General features: G+C 49.3%; 14 protein-coding genes and 1 tRNA gene. 10 read left to right on the top strand and 5 right to left on the bottom strand.

The genetic code is table 11. The features are described 5' to 3' along the window. Positions 1 to 9: 9 nt before the first annotated feature. The 3 genes from CRP01_RS34080 to CRP01_RS34070 form a co-directional block, all read right to left on the bottom strand. Entirely contained in the window at positions 10 to 1362 is a 1353-nt protein-coding gene (locus tag CRP01_RS34080) for an IS701 family transposase (protein ID WP_099154561.1), read from the bottom strand. A gap of 406 nt (positions 1363 to 1768) precedes the next feature. After that, entirely contained in the window at positions 1769 to 2308 is a 540-nt protein-coding gene (locus CRP01_RS34075; protein ID WP_099154560.1) for a hypothetical protein, read from the bottom strand. A gap of 104 nt (positions 2309 to 2412) precedes the next feature. Next, a complete protein-coding gene (locus tag CRP01_RS34070; protein ID WP_099154559.1) occupies positions 2413 to 3048 on the bottom strand; it encodes a ribonuclease H1 domain-containing protein in 636 nt (211 codons plus the stop codon). A 170-nt stretch (positions 3049 to 3218) separates the two neighbouring features. Between CRP01_RS34070 and CRP01_RS34065 the strand changes: the two genes are divergently transcribed. From CRP01_RS34065 to CRP01_RS34040, 6 genes are all read left to right on the top strand, one after another. After that, positions 3219 to 4013, top strand: a complete 795-nt coding sequence (locus CRP01_RS34065; RefSeq protein ID WP_185154587.1) for a TatD family hydrolase — start codon at positions 3219 to 3221, stop codon at positions 4011 to 4013. 190 nt (positions 4014 to 4203) lie between these two features. Continuing rightward, positions 4204 to 4291 (top strand) — tRNA-Ser (locus CRP01_RS34060). A gap of 60 nt (positions 4292 to 4351) precedes the next feature. Further along, positions 4352 to 5089, top strand: coding sequence for a MotA/TolQ/ExbB proton channel family protein (locus CRP01_RS34055; protein WP_099154558.1), 738 nt, complete (start codon positions 4352 to 4354; stop codon positions 5087 to 5089). A 119-nt stretch (positions 5090 to 5208) separates the two neighbouring features. Beyond that, positions 5209 to 5697, top strand: a complete 489-nt coding sequence (locus CRP01_RS34050) for a hypothetical protein (RefSeq protein ID WP_099154557.1) — start codon at positions 5209 to 5211, stop codon at positions 5695 to 5697. Between the two features lie 7 nt (positions 5698 to 5704). Further along, positions 5705 to 6259, top strand: a complete 555-nt coding sequence (locus CRP01_RS34045) for an ExbD/TolR family protein (protein ID WP_099154556.1) — start codon at positions 5705 to 5707, stop codon at positions 6257 to 6259. A gap of 85 nt (positions 6260 to 6344) precedes the next feature. Beyond that, positions 6345 to 6815 (top strand): ExbD/TolR family protein, encoded by a 471-nt coding sequence (locus CRP01_RS34040; protein ID WP_099154555.1) that lies wholly within the window; start codon positions 6345 to 6347, stop codon positions 6813 to 6815. Between the two features lie 94 nt (positions 6816 to 6909). Here CRP01_RS34040 and CRP01_RS34035 read toward each other — a convergent pair whose 3' ends face one another. Continuing rightward, entirely contained in the window at positions 6910 to 7341 is a 432-nt protein-coding gene (locus CRP01_RS34035; RefSeq protein ID WP_099154554.1) for a DUF4293 domain-containing protein, read from the bottom strand. A 92-nt stretch (positions 7342 to 7433) separates the two neighbouring features. On the opposite strand from CRP01_RS34035, the gene CRP01_RS34030 reads away from it, so the two are divergent. The 3 genes from CRP01_RS34030 to CRP01_RS34020 all read left to right on the top strand — a co-directional run bounded on the left by CRP01_RS34030 (position 7434) and on the right by CRP01_RS34020 (position 11614). Then, positions 7434 to 8591, top strand: a complete 1158-nt coding sequence (locus tag CRP01_RS34030) for an NAD(P)/FAD-dependent oxidoreductase (RefSeq protein ID WP_099154553.1) — start codon at positions 7434 to 7436, stop codon at positions 8589 to 8591. 215 nt (positions 8592 to 8806) lie between these two features. Continuing rightward, on the top strand, positions 8807 to 10801 hold the full coding sequence (locus CRP01_RS34025; protein WP_099154552.1) for an OstA-like protein: 1995 nt from the start codon (positions 8807 to 8809) through the stop codon (positions 10799 to 10801). 21 nt (positions 10802 to 10822) lie between these two features. After that, entirely contained in the window at positions 10823 to 11614 is a 792-nt protein-coding gene (locus tag CRP01_RS34020; RefSeq protein WP_170110656.1) for a tetratricopeptide repeat protein, read from the top strand. A 14-nt stretch (positions 11615 to 11628) separates the two neighbouring features. Here the strand turns inward: CRP01_RS34020 and CRP01_RS34015 are convergent, their stop codons facing one another. Continuing rightward, the gene (locus CRP01_RS34015; protein WP_099154550.1) at positions 11629 to 16113 is read right to left on the bottom strand and encodes a hybrid sensor histidine kinase/response regulator transcription factor; all 4485 of its coding nucleotides are present in this window, start codon (positions 16111 to 16113) and stop codon (positions 11629 to 11631) included. A gap of 251 nt (positions 16114 to 16364) precedes the next feature. Here CRP01_RS34015 and CRP01_RS34005 point away from each other — a divergent pair, with 251 nt between their 5' ends. After that, positions 16365 to 18143, top strand: coding sequence for a tetratricopeptide repeat protein (locus tag CRP01_RS34005; RefSeq protein ID WP_143473657.1), 1779 nt, complete (start codon positions 16365 to 16367; stop codon positions 18141 to 18143). Positions 18144 to 18218 lie beyond the last annotated feature (75 nt).

Genomic DNA, 18218 nt, shown 5'->3' with positions numbered 1-18218 from the left:
TTTAGGTTTTTAAGCGGCCCTGGTCAGCATATAAATCAAATGCTCAGCCCAGGGCGGATTTAATTTTTGCATATCCGCCTGAAAAATGGATGTGCAAAAATGCTGATTTCGCCAAACTCGGTATCTGACCGAGGCGATAGCGTCCGAAAAAGTCGGGCGTGATTTTTGATACCATGCACAAGGTTTTATGACTAGTCGGTTTTGCTTTTGTAAATGATCTGCCCAGAGGGTAATGAGGGTGAACATAGCCATCAAAATTGGTGTAGATCTAGCGATAGCCAGGTCCGACCATTGACGTTGGGTTTCTACTCCCAGATGTGCTCTGACTTCTTCAAAGGTAACCTCGACGGTCCATCTTCGAATAAAGAAGTCGATAATCTGAGCCGAATCTAAGTCTAGATTGGTTGACAGCAGGGCTGCCGGATCGATATTCCCACCTGGGTCCTTAGTAAGTACCCAGCGAATAGGCGCCGGAGGCATTCCGGAATGATACCAGATGGCAGTTCCACTTGCTATACACATTGATCTGGCACCATGGTTGTACCATTTTGGGATAACCATCTCTGTCCACTTCGTCTCGGGATCGTCGAGTCGTTGCAGCAAGGTTGGTTGTCGCTCCCCCTTTTTTCGTTTGCGGCCTACCTGCCCCGCAGGTCTTGGAGGTACAAAGTCATAAAGGGCTGCATCTAATCGCAGACGAGTGATCATACAAACGTGCCGGCGTACACTATCCAGCAGGTCAATAGCTGAGTAGCTGGAATCTGCCACGATGATAATCAGTCGATTAGGCAGCCAACGGCTCAGTTGTAGCATCATTTGTCGAGCCCAATCGGTGATCTTTTTGTGAGCCTTTCCCCGCTGTTGGTGGTAACGCTCGGAAGGAGCCAAAACCGTTAGAAAAGGTAAGGCCCAGACCCGATCGGCCCAACTAATGGGGGTAAGCAACATCAAGCTGATCCAACGCAAGCCGCTACATTTAACAAAATGTGACTTACTGGATCGAACCGGATCTCGGTAGATTCCCTTGGCTTTGATCTTGGCTCCTCGGCGTCTTTCGATCGTTTCATCGATGCCAAAGACCAAGTATGATGCGGCCGGTGAAAAGTGATCCACTAACAGTAGCAGTAAAATCCGGGCGGCTCGATAACAAGACCATTTGGCTTTGCTCAATACCGAGTGATATTTATCAAAGCGCTTGTACTGACTTAGGCCAACTGCTCGTAAAGCACTGCAAACTGTTCGGCGGCCTACTACCAATAAGCAACCGGTAATTAAAACCTTCGCATGTTCAAAGACCTTTTTGCTAAATAGCCCGGCAAATGCCGATATTTGTTGGGAGAACTCTTCGGGTAGTGTGATCATAAATTTAAAGTGTGGTTACTTCAAATTTACGCACCCTGGGGAGTTCTCTCTAATTTTTCAAAAACCTAAAGTCCAGGTTAGATCCAGGCCAAAAACACAGAGAGCAGTATATCCCAAAGGAGAGAAATGCCAATCAGGAATTAAACTGGGAATTAATGTGCCTTTAGGCACAAAATGTAGGTAGCAAAATGACCATTTCCCGGTTTAGCGTGCCGTAGGTACGCCATGTAAAACCATATTGCGTACCTACGGCACGCTGAATCTCCCGAATTATTTAGACGGGCTACCTATATCTCGTCCCTACGGGACTTTTAACTCCTGATTCCCATGAGAAATGCCCGGTATCGTCACCAACGGCGGTCAAGCTTCGCGCAAGACCATCCGTGACTAGTTGTGCCGGCTCGGCTCAGTTAAACAGATTGGAGAAGATGATGGAAATTAGCATCAGACCCAGGATCGCGACCAGCATCGTGCTGAGTCCCAGCCAGAAAGCGGTCTTGGCGATGCGATATTTATCGGGATTGTTCGCCTTGAATTTTTTCATGCCGATCGCTCCGAGGATAACGGCGAGCAGACACCCCAGCAGAGCGACGTAAAGTAAAGCCGGAGCGCTGATCGCACTGGCTATGCCCGCCGCCAGGGCCCCACCGAAGAAAGAATACATACCGACGTCAGCGACCGTCGTTTCCTGCATTCCTTTCCCGTGCTTTTTCGCCTTTTTGGCGGCTCGTTTGAGTTTTCCCCGGATCAGGGAAAAAGTGAGAGATTCCCGCAGGGACAGGCGGCGGCCCAGTTTTTTACCGAGTTCCTTGTTTTTCAGGTCCCGAATGTCTTCCAGACTGATGGTGGAAGTTGTTGCTGCATCGGGCGTGACGCTGTGTACCGGGAAGCTCTGCCCCCGGATGCTCAGCAGCAGGCAAAGGAGGCTTAGGGTAAATATTCGCATAGCTCTGGAATTTGTTTCCAGAAAGTTAGGCGACCCAACGGAGAACTTTGGTAATTTTTTTCACCTGTCCGGATGCTGCACGGTGATCTTTGTCTCTATTCCGTTTATTTCCGTCCGAAATCCGCCGGGATCTCGCCCCAGCTTTCCGTTTCCCACTTCAGGATCGGATTTTTGTAGGTATTGTTTTTCAGCCAGGTCTCCGCCCGCTGGATGAGTTCGTGCAGGCGGGCCGTTTTCGGGGAGTGCTTCAGGGTGGTTTTGGCCTTTTTCCGTTTCACCCAGCCCATGGCGATCCTGGAGTCCGTATATATAGGCGTATTTTTGCCCTGTTTCTGGAACATGGCCAGCGCGTGTACGATGGCAAGGAACTCTCCGATGTTGTTGGTGCCCAGGGCAAACTTCTGATGGAAGATCTGCATGCCGGATTTGGTGTCCACTCCCTGGTATTCCATCACCCCCGGATTACCACTGCAGGCGGCATCCACGGCGATACTGTCCCAGACGATATCCTTGCGGGCCGAATCCGGCACACTGGTGGGTTTTTTGGTACCCGCAGATGCGGCCTTGGGCGTAAAGGTATAACCCGAACGATAAGCCTGTTCGGCTTCCTCTTTGGTTTTAAAGGCTTTATATTTTGCGTTGGGAAATCCCTTGATCTGTAGTTGGCACTCCGTCCAGCTCTCGTAAATACCCGGTTGATTGCCCTGCCAGACTACATAGTATTTTTTCTTTCCTGTCATTCGTTGATGATCTGATGATGCGGTAATAGGGTGATTCTATTTTCCAGAAACCCAAAATGCAATATTACAAATAATCAGATGATTGGATCATCGAACGATCAAATCAATGTGTTCGTACACCAAAACGATCTGAAATTTAATCTATACTTTTGTGGCAAAGGAAAAATGAGATGAAACTGATAGATACGCACGCGCACCTGTATTCGAAAAAATTTGAGAGCGACCGGTCCGAGATGATCGAGAGAGCCGTCGCACAGGGAGTAGAGCAATTTTACCTGCCGAATATCGACAGCAGCTCGATCGAGGGCATGCTGGAGCTGGAAAGCACTTATCCGAACCGCTGTTTTGCGATGATGGGGCTGCACCCCTGTTCGGTACAGGAAAACTACGAGGAAGAACTGGCGATCGTCCGGTCGTGGCTGGATAAACGATCCTTCTGTGCGATCGGGGAGATCGGCATCGATCTGTACTGGGACAAAAGTACCCTGCCGATCCAGGAGAAAGCTTTTAAGACCCAGATCGACTGGGCGCTGGAGTTCGATGTGCCCATCGTTATTCACGCCCGGGAATCAACGGAAGAGATCCTGGCCATACTGGAAACCATTGAGGACGAGCGGCTGCGCGGGATCTTTCACTGCTTTACCGGCGATGCCGGGCAGGCACAGCGTGCGATCGACCTGGGTTTCCACCTGGGGATCGGCGGCGTGCTGACCTTCAAGAACGCCGGTCTGGATAAAACCATTGCCGATATCGACCTGAAGCACCTCGTACTCGAAACGGATGCGCCCTATCTGGCCCCCGTACCGAAAAGAGGGAAACGAAACGAGAGTGCCTACGTATATTTTGTAGCGGAAAAATTATCGGAGATAAAAAGTATCTCTCTGGAGGAAATTGCGAAAGTTACTACGGCTAATGCAGAGAAAATCTTTGCGCAAAAGCCACAGCGCCAAGTGTTGAGCAACTAAAACACGGAAATGGCATGTTGACGACAATCCGGTGCTGGTGGCCTGTTTACTGTGTCCGGGAACGGCATGAGCCTAAAAAAATTTTGATTTGTAACATCTTTTTGCAATTTTTGTGACGTCCAGGGTTGCTGGAGACAGCATAATAATTAATTTTGCTGAGTAATGATCGCCATTCATTACAAGAACGTATGGAGAGGTGGCCGAGTGGTCGAAGGCGCACGCCTGGAAAGTGTGTATACCCCACAAGGGTATCGAGGGTTCGAATCCCTCTCTCTCCGCGAATTTTATTCATTTACACTGAGGTCTTTAATCTAAACAATCGTAAAACCTTACTGACTATGCGAAAATTATTTGTAACGCTGCTCGTACTGGGCTTGGCGGTATTCGCAACTTCTGCTTTATACGCACAGGGTGACGCTGCTGCTGCCACTGAAGATGGTGGTGGATTCCAATTACTTAAAAAGTATTTCATCGACGGAGACTGGCGCTTCATGAGTTTCGTACTCGTCTGTCTGATCCTCGGTCTTGCTTTTTGTATTGAGCGCATCATTACGCTTAACATCGCAACTACGAACACTGACAAACTGTTGGCTCGTATCGATGAAGAGCTGAAAAACGGTAGCGTAGAAGGCGCTATGGAAGTTGCCCGTTCAACTCCCGGACCTACTGCCAGCATCCTTTACGAAGGACTGAAAAGCGCTAAAGACGGTCCTGAAGCAGTTGAAAAAGCCATCGTATCTTACGGTAGCGTTCAGATGGGCTTGCTGGAACGCGGCCTCGTATGGATTTCACTCTTTATCGCCATTGCCCCGATGTTGGGTTTCATGGGTACGGTAATCGGTATGATCCAGGCCTTCGACCGGATCGAAGCTGTGGGTGACCTTTCTCCTTCAGTTGTGGCCGGGGGTATTAAAGTAGCCCTTTTGACAACGGTATTTGGTCTTATTGTGGCCATTATTCTCCAGATTTTCTACAACTATATCGTTAACAAGATTGACGGTATCGTAAACCGCATGGAAGATGCTTCTATCGCACTGGTAGACATTCTGGCCGAGAATAATGTATTTAACAGATAATCGAACGCTTAGTTAGAGGTAAAGACATATATGGCAGTTCCGGAAAATAATTGTATATTATTGTCCGGAATTGCTGCTCTTTTCCTTACTGCGAGCGTTTTTGAAAAAACCAAGCCGTTATGTATAATTTTTTAGTTAAGAACGGGCAGGCGTTAGCTTTTGGTCTTGGTGCTTTAATCGTTGTGGTTTTCCTCGCAATGGTTATTCCCAACTCCAGCGGCTTCACCGATTTGCCCAGAGAAGAGCAATATGCGACCAGCATGTTCAACTTTGGCCTGCAAATGGCAGTTGTTCTGATTGCTATCGCTACCGTAGCCATGGTTCTTTTTGGATTGTTCCAGATCTTTTCCAACCTGAAGGGTTCGGTTAAGGGCCTGATCGGCTTCGGCGTACTGATTGCTGTTTTTGTGATCGCCTACTCCTCAACTTCAACTGATGTTTCTCCTGCTATCCAGGAATCCATCAATAAGTTTCAGATCTCTCAGGAATCCGAAATTACTGACGGAACCCTGAAAATGATCGGAGGAGGTATTACTACCGCACTGGTGTTGATCGCCGTTGCGTTCGTATCATTCATCGTATTCGAGATTATCAATTTCTTTAAATAACATTACTATGGCTAAGACGAGTTCCAGGGATCGGATGAACAATGAGATCAATGCCGGATCTATGGCAGATATCGCGTTCCTGTTGCTGATCTTCTTCTTGGTAACTACTACCATCGTGGAAGATAAAGGTATCCTGGTAAAACTGCCGATCTGGTCAGAGGAAGAGCCCGATATTACCAAACTGAAGGAACGTAATGTTTTTGCAGTACTGGTAAACGCTCAGAATCAGTTGCTGGTACGGGGAGAACCCATGCGCGTGGAAGAGTTGAAAGACTTTGCGAAGGAGTTCATCGCCAACCCAACCAACCGTCCGGATCTGTCAGAGAAACCCACCAAAGCCATTATTTCACTGAAAAACGACCGGGGTACGGAATACGGTACCTACCTGTCTGTATACAACGAACTCAAAGCTGCCTACAACGAGCTTTGGAACGAGTTGGCACAGAAAAAATACGGCCGCGATTACAGTGAGGATATGCCTTATGCTTACCGGAAGGCTATTCGGGAAGAGATCCCGATGGTACTTTCCGAAGCAGAACCTACTGCCTTTGGTGAGGAATAATCTGGATGCTAGTTGTCGAAAAACTGCCACTTTATTTCTTTCACCGTCCGGTCTTAGCATGAGTACCGGTTAAAATTGGGAAACCATGGCAAAATTTTCAAAAAAGAGAGGAAAGGCCAAACCGGCTATTTCTACGGCTTCGTTGCCGGATATCATTTTCATGTTGCTGTTCTTCTTTATGGTGGTTACCGTACTGCGGGACGCTGAACTGAAGGTGAAAGTGGTAACGCCTTTTGCTTCTGAATTAACAAAGCTGGAAGAGAAATCTTTGGTAAACTATCTATACGTAGGAAAACCAACACAGCAATATCAAAACGTTTACGGTACCAAACCCCGTCTCCAGCTGGGAGATAAGTTTGCTACGGTACGGGATATTCCGCTGTTCTTAGAAAAACATAAAGTGAAACTTCCCGAGAACAAACGGGATCGGATCACTTCTTCTCTCCGGATCGACGGCGAAGTAACCATGGGTATCGTTTCTGATATCAAAACCCAGCTTCGTAAATCCGGACAGCTTAAAGTAAACTACTCGGCTAAGAAGAAAGCAGAAAAATAATCTGTGAACTGAACACTTTCGAGTAAAACGAAAAAAGGTCTTCTTGTTATCGAGAAGACCTTTTTTTGTTATATACCGGTAGGTAGGAAATCCGCTATCGAAGCCGGTCCATGGATCTTACCAGTTTGTCATCTTTTTTGATACTGCGCCAGCCCAGAATGATAAAGATCAGGATCAACACCGGCATCAGGCTGCCGATCTCAAATCCGGCATCCCCGTGTTCGGGATCACCCAGAAAAATGAAAAGGCCGAAACCCAGTCCGATAATGGTGGCGATGATGGCCATGATACTGAGGTTCATCTGTAGCTTCCTGTTCTTGAACAGGAAAATGGCAATCAGGCTGAAAACGCCGGCCAGCAGGAAAGTGACCAGCAGTACCATGTGGTCGTTAATGTTGAAAACCTGGTCTGCAAACAAGCTGGAATTGGCTTCTGCTTCCGGGGTGGAAGCAAAGGGAAGACCCAGTAATCCGCCCGCAGCCATGGTGGCTAAAGCTAAAAAGATCGTTTGAATCCTTTGGATCATCAGATTTAATTTAATTCTTCAATATTTTTACCCGGCAAAGATAGGCCAAGAATTGTAAAATTCGTTAGCCGGGAACTTATGACTTTCCACTCATGGGTAACAACTCAGCTCTTCCGTCCTATTCCCTCAGCTATTGGGAAAAAGAAAGTTTTTTTTCCAACATCGAAACGCTCATCATCGGCAGCGGCATCGTGGGCCTGAGTGCCGCGATCCATTTAAAAGAACGTCGGCCCGATCGCCGGGTAGTCGTATTGGAGCGGGGCCCCCTGCCGATCGGGGCCAGTACCAGGAATGCCGGCTTTGCCTGTTTCGGCAGTTTGTCGGAACTCCTCGATGACGCATCCGAAAGGCCGCTGGACGAAGTGATCACCCTGGCCGCAGAGCGATACCGCGGTCTGCGCCGGCTGCGGGAACGCCTGGGGGATGCCACGATCGATTACCGCCCCTACGGCGGCTACGAGCTATTCCGGGCAAGTGAAAACGAGCGTTTTCAGAGCTGCCGGGATATGATGGACACCTACAACCGGGCGCTCAGTTCGGTGACCGGACGGGATGATACCTACCGTCTGGCCGGAGAAAAACTTGCCGATTTTGGTTTTGCCGGCGTGCAACAACTCATCCACAACCAGGCGGAGGGACAGATCCATACCGGAAAAATGATGGCCACCTTGCTGAGTCGGGCCCGTATTCTGGGCGTGGATATTTACAACGGAGTGGGGGTAGACCGGCTGGAGGACAGCGCTCAGGGCGTGGAGGTCCGGACGGAGCTGGGATGGATCCTCCGGGCGGAAAATGTGCTGGTCGCCACCAACGGTTTTGCGGCTCGTTTGCTCCCGGACCTAGCCGTAGCTCCGGCCCGCAACCAGGTGCTGATCACCAAACCGGTGCCCGGTTTACCCTTTGCCGCCTGCTTCCACTACGACCGGGGATACTACTATTTTCGTAACATCGACGGACGGATCCTGCTGGGTGGTGGCCGCAATATCGACCCGACCGGAGAAACGACTACCGAATTTGGTACGACACCGCCGATTCGCCGGGCCTTGCTGGAACTGCTCCACAGCCTCATTCTACCGGACCGGCCGGTTGAGGTGGACAGTTGGTGGAGCGGCATCATGGGGGTCGGCACTCAAAAACAGCCAATCGTCCAAAGACTGAGCGATCACGTGGTGGTTGCCGTACGCATGGGCGGAATGGGCGTGGCCATCGGTAGCCTGGTGGGCGAACGGGGCGGAGAGATGCTGGTCTGATGTGGGAAAGGGGCCGCATCAAACCCCAACCTGACTTTTAATCAATGTCCGGGATGGCATCCGATCATCGTAGTGTCGCTAATATCCCTTACTTTTGCATGGGTTTTATAAAATCCCGTTAATGGAAGGTTAAGCAGCTCAAGCGACTTAACAGGATGGATATCAGGGACGTTTTGTTGGAAATACGCCCTAACTTCCATTAATCACAAAATGGCATGACAAAGAAATATTTCAAGTGGATCTTTTCGGCTTTGCTGCTCTGGAGTATGGTGGGGACCGCTTTTGGTCAGCGACCCCAGCAGCCGATCTTTAAACCCAAGCAGGTGCAGCCGGATACGGCCAAAACGCCGGTGGATGTGGATCATGCTGATGTTTTGGAACTTTCCCAGCGGCAGGGAAGCACTTTTCAGAAATTGATCGGCAATGTGGAATTACACCAGGACAGTGTCTTCATGTACTGTGATTCGGCATTGATCGAGGATGATATCCGTGTACTGGCCCAGGGCAATGTGATCATTCAGCAGGGAGATTCTCTCAGCGTTTTTTCGGATTCGCTGAACTACGATGGGGTAGAGCGGATCGCAGACCTCTACGGAGATGTGATCCTGGTGACGACCGAACAGAAACTCTTTACCAATCATCTGACCTATAATCTCCGGACTAAAACAGCGACTTACTTCGAAGGGGCCACCATCGTGAACGGTGAAACCCAGCTGACGAGTAAAAAGGGCTACTACTACGTCGACCGCAGCGAGGCCTACTTTAAGGATAGTGTGGTGGTGGTAGACTCATTGTTCGGCTTGCGATCGGATACACTCCTGTACAATACCAGTACCAATGTGGTGACATTCCTGGGACCCACCGTGATCAGTACGGACAGCAGCCGGGTGTACTGCGAGGCCGGTTTTTACGATACGGAGAATAACATGGCGGAATTTACCGAAAATGCCCAGTACGAAAAAGGAGAGCAGAAAGCCACGGCGGAAACGATCCGCTACAACGGCAATCAAAAAGAATATGCCCTGGATGGCAACGCTCGTTTTCGCGAAGGAGAACGGGTAGCCGTGGCCGATGAGATCCTGTACAATGAAATAACGGAAAAGACCTTTCTGACGGGTAGCGCCCGCTTTAAGGACGAAACCCGGGATATTGTAGCCGATGAAATTGTCTACGATGCCAGGGCGGATACCTACTCTACCCGCGGGCGGTCGCGCATCAGTGATCCCCCGCAGATCCTGGAAGCCGATCAGGTAGACTACCGCGAGGAACTGGGACTGGGGATCGCCATCGGCAACGTTACCTGGCGGGATACCTCGGCAAATCTGACCATCGTGTGTGAAGAAGCTGAGTACAACCGGGCCACCGGTTACCTCAAGGCGATCGGCGGTAAAATGGGCCGTCCGTTGCTGATCTCGCTGATGGAGGGTGATTCCCTGTTCATGACCTCGGATACCCTGTATTCCACCCGGGCGGATAGTGCTGCCAACGACAGCAGCCGCTTGTTGCTGGCCTACAAGGATGTCCGGATCTTCAAAAGTGATCTGCAGGTGATCTGCGATTCCATGGCCTACAGCACGGTAGATTCGCTGTTCCGCTTTTTCCGGGCACCCGTGATCTGGTCGGATACTTCGCAATTTTCGGCTGATTCCATATTTATGCAGATGGCGGATCAGAGCATCGATAAGATCTTTCTCAAGCAGAATTCATTTATCATCAATTCGCCGGACGAGTTGTATTTTAACCAGATCAAAGGGAAAAATATTACCGCAAGTTTTCGGGAGGGAAACCTCCGGGTAATGGATGTACGGGGAAGTGCCGAATCGGTTTATTACGCACTCGACGAGGGCGATGCCTATATCGGGGTGAATAAAACGGCCTGTAGCGATATGATCCTCTATTTTGGGAACAATGAGATCGACCGGATCAAATTTCTGGTTCAGCCGGAAGGCAATACCTATCCCATGACCCAGATTGATCACAATGAGATCAAGATCAAGGGATTCAACTGGGATACGACTTTCCGCCCCGAAGGCAGGGAGGATCTTTTTGCCGAAGAGAAAAAACGCCCGGCATCGATGATCCCGGAGCCGGCTCCGGCCGTTAAATTAATACCGGCAAGGGGGCGGGGCGGCCCACCCACGGGAGACGGACCTCCGCAGACGCTGGACCGGGGACAAAGAAAACCGATTACCGAAGAAAAAGAACGATAGGCGATTAACGCAATGTATACCATGAATACAACCGCTTGTAAAGGGCTTCGCCGGCTAAGCCCGGTCAGTTTACTGTTGATCTTTCTATTCCTGTTTACCGGGATGACAGCCCGGGCCCAACCGGATCAGCTCATGGAAGAAGGCAATGCGGCCTACGCCAATAAAAATTACGAGCGGGCGATTGAAGCTTACGAAAAGATACTGGCGGACGGATTTATTTCCGATGCCCTGCACTATAATCTCGCCAATGCCTATTTCCGCACCCAACAACTGGGCAAGGCCATCCTGCACTACGAAAAAGCGCAACAACTGGCTCCCGGAGATCAGGATATAAAACACAACCTGGAAGTGGCCTACGGCCAGCAGGTAGATGAAATGGAACCGCTGCCCGCTTTCTTCCTGAGCCAGTGGTGGCGTGGCCTGCGCTCCCGCCTGAGTACCAATGGCTGGACGATCTTCGGACTGTTTTTACTTTGGGTCAGCGCTGCGGGTTTTCTCTTGTGGCTGATGGGCAAGGAGCGCAAGCGCCGGAAACAGGGGTTTCTGGTGGGCATTATTGCTTTAGCACTCTGCGTTTTACCTTTTGCCCTGGCCATCAGCCGGAAAAGTTATGATCTTCACAGCAAGGAAGCCATCCTGCTTGCTCCGGAGGCGCAACTGCATTTCGCACCCGACACCGACAGTCAGGTCGTACTGACGATCCACGAAGGTCTCAAGCTTGATCTGCAGGACCGCATTTCCGACTGGTACAAGGTGAGACTGCCCAACGGCGAGATCGGCTGGTTACCGGTAGAAGTGGTTTCCGAGATCTGATGTCGAGCAGGCGGTCATTTGCTTAAGTCGCTGGGGGAAATACCAAACTCTTTTTTAAAGATCTTTGAGAAATGAGAAGGATTGGAAAAACCCGTCTTCCAGGTCACCTCATTGACATTAAATTCTGAATGCTCTAACAGGTACTTTGCCTTGGCCAATCGGAAGGAACGAATGTAGTGCGACGGGGACTGGTCGATCACTCCTTTCAGTTTACGAAATAATTGGGAGCGGCTCATGCCGACTTCCTGGCACAGCTCAGGCAGGTTAAACTGTTCATCCTGATAATTTTCTTCCAGGATATCCTTTATCTTCTGTAGAAAAGCATTTTCAATAGTGATCGCTTCCTCTTCTAATTCAAACGGCCCGGCAGGAATTTGCGCTTCCGAACCGGTCATTAGACTCCTGAAATAGGCAATTAACTTTCGTTGTCTTTCTACCAGCACAGCTACGCGAACCAGCAGTTCTTCTTTGTTGAAAGGTTTCAGCAGATAGGCATCGGCTCCCCGCCGCAAGCCCTTTATCCGGGAGGGCTCATCTGCCTTGGCGGTAAGTAGGATTATCGGGATGTGACTGGTCCGCTCGTCATTTTTCAAAGCATCGCATACTTCAAAGCCATCCTTTTCGGGCATCATGATATCACTGATGATCAAATCCGGAATATTCTCCAGCGCTTTTTCTATCCCGGATTTACCATTGTAAGCCGCAACGATCTGGTAGTTATCCGCCAGACAGGATTGCAGATAGCGGATCACATCGTGATTGTCTTCAATGATCAAGAGTTGGGGACGTTTTTTCGCGTCTTCCTCCTCCGCGCTGGTCTCCACCTCAATTGCTTCGAATTCGGCTTTGGTCGGCGGTTGAATGGCCGGGCGTTCGTCCGTATGAGGTGCTAGGGGGCTATTGCGGGCAATGGGTAGCGTAATAATAAAGGCGGTTCCTTCACCAACCTGACTTTCCACCTCGATATTTCCGCCCATCAGCTTTACCAACTGGAGGGTATGGGCCAAACCGATGCCCGTCCCTTCTTCTCTGCGGGTAGCGGAATTATCGACCTGGTAGAAACGGTCGAAAATCTGGGGCAGATCTTTTTGCGAAATGCCGATACCTGTATCCGAAACTTTAATGAGGAGCTGATCGTGTTCCCTGGACAAGGCGACACGAATGAGTCCCTCGGGAGGCGTGAATTTGATGGCATTGGACAGCAGATTGGTCATCACCTGTTTGACCTGCTCGGGGTCATAATCCATGATCAGCGATTCGAGATCGGAGGAAAATTCTAGTGCCAGGTTTTTGCTGTTGACAAACGTTCGAAAAGATTCGGTCAGGTAGCTCAGGTAAGCAACGATATTGTCCTGCTCCAGCTTCAGACTAAAGGATTGGTCCTCTATTTTTGACAGATCGAGGATCTGATTGATGAGGCGCAGCAGGTTACGGCCATTATTCTTGATCAGATGTAGGCCTTCTCCCAGAAAACTTTTGGGGTTCTCCTGAATTTGATCCGTCATGCCCAGGATTACCGTCAGCGGGGTCCGGAACTCGTGGGTGATATTCGTATACAACCGGCTTTTGAAAGTATCCAGCTCTTTCAGGCGTTTGGCTTCCTGTTGTTCCAATGCCAGCGCATTTTGCAGCCTCAGCCTCGCCCGGAAGTAATGGAATATCCAATAGAGGACGGTACCGATGATCAGGCAATAAAGGCTATAGGCCCATCCGCTACGCCACCACGGCGGACGTACGCTGAATTGATAGGCAAAAGGCTCACTCCAACTGTTCAGTTCGTTCTTTGCCCTTACCAGAAGGGTATGTTGGCCGTAGGTCAGATTGCGGTAATCAATGCTTGGTTCCGCTTGCGGTAAACTCCAATCCTGATCAATATCCTTTATTTTGAAGCTATACCGGATCTTGTGGGGGGCTTCCCAGTTGTGCGCCGTAAAGTAAAAAGTGAGATGATTCAGGTAATGGGGAATGGATAAATTATTCGGATAATTCAGGAATTCGGGAACTGCTGAGTAGGACTCATCCAATATGGATTCGTATTCGATCAATCGGCCAAAATCGATGAATTGCTGATTGATATCGATCTGGCATAAACTTAGGTCACGGGGCGGCGATTCGGGGCTTTGCAGGTCTTTGGTAATCAAAAAAGCAACACCCGAAAGGGCCCTGATGTAGGCTTTCTGTTTGTCTTCCGAAAAGTAGATCGTTTTATCCAATGGGAAAAAATTGGAGGTCAGTCCATCTGCTTTTCCAATGGTCAGAACGGCAAAGTTTTGAGCGCTCTTTTCTTCAACAATAGAGATGCCGTTCACGGAAGTGACCCAGATCCTGTTATCAAAATCCTTATAAATGGAATATACCTGATTGTCCAGCAGTCCCTCCCTTTGGGAAAAGAGCTGTAGCTGCTGCCCGTCAAACACGCCTATCCCATCGTTTGTAGTCGTCAGCCAGATCCTTCCCTTATCATCTTTGATGAAGGTGCTGATCTCGCTAAGATGGTCAAAGTTATAGGTCCAGAATGCTTCCCCATCGTATTTGAGCAGGGCATGTTTTCCGAGGATGAACCAGATATTACCGGCATTATCCTCAATGGGATCGATGGCGGCATTAAATTTCAGGCTTTTTTCTTCCGTTGTAGGGAAACGAAAGTAGGTCCAGTAGGTACCATCGAATCGGGCAATATTGGAATTGAGCTTTCCTATGGTCCAAAATTGCTGCCGACTGTCCACCAGGATACCGTCCATATTATATCCCGTGATGCTCTCGAACAGGTCCTGTTCGTAGGTGGTAGTCAATAAACCAGTGTCAGTCAGCATATGCAGGTGCTGATCGGCGGTTGGTATCCAAAAGTTGCCTGCATTATCCTCGGCAATCCGCTCTACCGCTCCGCTGCTTGGAATAGTTTCGACCAATCCATTGGAATAGCGGCTGACTCCATTTTCCCCTTTATCCCAAATCCCTCCATCGCTGTCTGACCAGAAAGGATTTTTGATGGATTCCGGGAAAGTGAGATTGGTCAGTGTATCTCCCGAGAGTACGGACCAACCGTTTTGCTGAGTTGCCTTACTGTTTTTCCACCACACGCGGCCTTTTCGGTCCATGAAGGAATTGGGGTCGGCCATTCCCAGTTCCTGCATGTCAGTCTGATCAAAATACTCGAATTTTTTGGCGCTGTATACATAGAGATTGGGATTGCCGGAGACCGTAAACCATCTATTTCCGGCATCGTCCAGGATGATTCCGTTAATATCCGCAATTGAGGTATCCAGATGGATCCGGTCAAAGTGCATGCCGTCAAAATCGATCAGCTTTCCATCTGAGCGCTTGATGATCATGCGATCCTCCCCCGCTAAAAAGAGCTGATCGGCAGACGGGGAGTTGCGGTCAAAACCTGGTACTTCCTGGTATTGATAAAAGTAGGTCCCATCGTATTTCACCAGGGTGGTTTGCTCCTGCCAAACGCCCAGCATCCAGATATTTCCCTTATTATCCGCCTGGATACTGCTAAACGGCATACTTGTGACCTGCGGAATGCTATCTCTGATTTTGCGGATATTTTTTCCGTCGTATAGAAGCAGATATTGCCGGGTGGGGGATGCAGACTGCGCCCGGCTTTGGGCGGATACCCAGATATGCCCCCGGGTGTCTGCCCACAATTTTTTAGCAATAAGACCGTGTTGATCCAGGTCCGTAAACCGGACAAGTGTAGAATCCTTAAGGTAAGACAGACTGCCTCCGCTGGCGAACCAGATATTTCCCCGCTGATCTTCGGCAAATTCGGTGTCTCCAAAGTCGGATTTGTCGTATACCGTAAGATCCGTTCCATTGTATTGGATGATTTTGTTTTGCGTTCCGATCCAGATATTTCCCCGGGAATCCTGAAACAGGGTTTTGTTCCCGTTCAGCCCCGAGCTGGGCAAAATATAATCGCTCATGGACACGCCGTCGTACCTGCTGATACTCAAAGGGGAAGTAAACCAAAGATTGCCCTTGTTATCCTTAAGTTGTAACTGGTGCGGCCTGGGGGGTAGGCCCTGGTCGGCGCCGAGCGTACGGATTGCCTGATCCGTGTTATCGAGTAAGACCGGTGGGTCCAGCTTCTGGTAGGCGGATTTGGAGATCTTCATTTTTTTTCCACGGAGCGCCTGTTCTTGTGTGCGCAAAGTATCGCCGTGGACCAAAATGTCCGAAAGTGCTGCCCCCGGGGCAATCCGGACCGGAGAGCTGGTTGCTTGCTTATTCGCGGTCAGTAGGGATACCTGCTGACCTAGAATGGGAACAGCATTTTTTGATAAAGCATAACTGGTATCCAGGGAAATTTTTGCGCGGATCGGTTGGCTGATATCTACGGTATCTCCGTTTGGCGTGACATAAAAAGGGATCGGAGTAATTTTTTCGGCTTTGACAGAGTAGTGGTTCGGATAGGTTTCCTCCTCCTGATTGGCGTGGCAACCGCTCAAGCATAAAGCTAGCAACAATAGAAAGAAGCAGTAAAATGGCATGATTGCATTATCCCGGTTGTAGCGTTCGTAGATTTATTCAGAAAAGAAAAGGTAAGCAAATTCCCATTAATCTTTGGCAAATCGCCGGGTAGGTTTTGTATCGGCTGGGTACTTTCTCCCAAAAGTCGTAAAGGAAACCCGCGAATAGTGACCTTCGTAAGCAAAAAAAGTATCATTTTTGATTCCGCTGTTCCTCAGTGATCGACTGAAACAAGTTGTAGCAATTAGATTTTTTTAAAAGAATCTGAAGAATGTCAGCTAAACCTGCTAATCCCTCCCAAAAAACGATCGGGTGGTCAAGGATTTTTGTAATAATAACCATTCTATTTACAGCTATAATTTCCTGGACCATCCTCAAGGACCTCCTGTTTACTCCTAATCGTCTGGTGTCCAGGGCGATCAGGGAAGCCAGAATTGCCGTATTACCGTTCGAGAACCATACCGATGATCCCAGTCTGGATGTGCTGGGGGTCATGGCTTCTGATTGGATTATCCAGGGGCTGGTCTATCTGGGCAACGTACAAATCGTCAGCTTCGAAAACATTCAGGATAACCTCAAATTTGCCCAAAACGATAATGGTTGGGAACAATTTGCGGCCAGGACGGGCGCCGAAAAGGTGTTGAAGGGAACTTACCAGCTTGATGGGCAGGAACTGGTTTTTCAAAGCGAGGTAATTGACACGGAAACCGGTCAGGCAGAATTAGTGATGCCTACCGTGAAGGGTCCAAAAGGGAAGCAACTGCTTCTGGTCAGTCAGCTTCAGCAAAAATTTGCAACTGCATTTGCTGCAAAGGGACACGAATTTTCCCCGGGAGTCGCCCAGGATCCGCCGGCCTATGATGCCTACCAGTTGTACCAGAAAGGAACGGATCTTTACAGTACCAATTTTGCGGGATGTATCGAGTTACTCAATCAGGCCATTCAGAAAGACAGTAGTTTTTTCATGCCCTATCTGTTTGTGACCGGAGCTTATTTCATGGATGGCGAAAAAGTGAAGGCGGATTCTGTTTTTGGCCTGATCAATCGCCGGATTGATATCGAACGCCTGCCCCAGACGCATATGCAGTGGTATTTACACTGGAAGGCTATTTTGAATAAAGACCTGCGGACTGCCTACGAAGCGATCATCAAGAATTTCGAGATCGACCCGAAGCAATTGATGACCAATCTGGAAACGGGAATCATCGCCAATGACCTGAATATGCCGGAAAAATCCGTGCGTATTCTGGGGGCAATCGACCCGGAGCACGTCGATCTGAGGCATGAGTTCAATACCTGGTGGCATCGGCATTACGCTCATAATCTCTATCGACTCGGGCGCTACGAAGAGGCGGAACAGATCCTGAAGCGTATTCCTCCCAATTTGCGCAAGCATTGGAATTATTACGATCGGATGGCGGAGATCCTGATCGCCAAACACCAGGAAGAAAGGCTGGAGGATCTGATGCAGGACCTGCTGCACAGCGACCGCTTAGTATCGGATAAATTGTTGACTTTTTTGTTTGTTTCCGAGCGCTATGGGCACCGAAAGCGGGAAACGGAGCAGAACTACTGGGCCGAACGGGGCCTGGCCTGGGCGATGGAACAGAGCGACACCCAGGAAACCAATAGTTACCTGCTGGGCAATCTGTATTATCTGGCCGGCCAGTTCCAAAAGGCGTTGCCATGGTTACAGAAGGCTACCCGGGAAAAGGGACCGAACTGGTTACAGGTGACCAAAGAGGGGCCGGGTTGGCTGCAGTTATCGAGACTGGGTAGTTGCTATCTGGCGCTTGGCGAACGTGCCAAAGCACAGGATACGCTGCTGGAGATGGATAAATGGTACGATAAAACCAAGGATGCCGGTTATCTGATCGCTCAGGCGCATCTTTACGCCCGGCAAAATGATAAAGAAAGGGCCATGGATCTGATAAGAGAAGCCTTTAATAAAGCCCATCCTTATGATCCCAGCGGTTACGAAAACGACTTTTTATTCGTTCCATTACAGGGATATCCGCCCTTTGAGAATTTCGTGCACCCTAAGGGATAGTATTGGACCTACTGGTGATAATTGACAGAGGCGAAATTCATTCTTATTCCAGTATAGTTTGTTCTGGTTTTAGGC

It is taken from the genome of Flavilitoribacter nigricans DSM 23189 = NBRC 102662, assembly GCF_002646595.1.
In the GTDB taxonomy this organism is placed as follows: Bacteria; Bacteroidota; Bacteroidia; order Chitinophagales; family Saprospiraceae; genus Flavilitoribacter; species Flavilitoribacter nigricans.
This window is presented reverse-complemented; position numbering and strand designations above follow the sequence as displayed.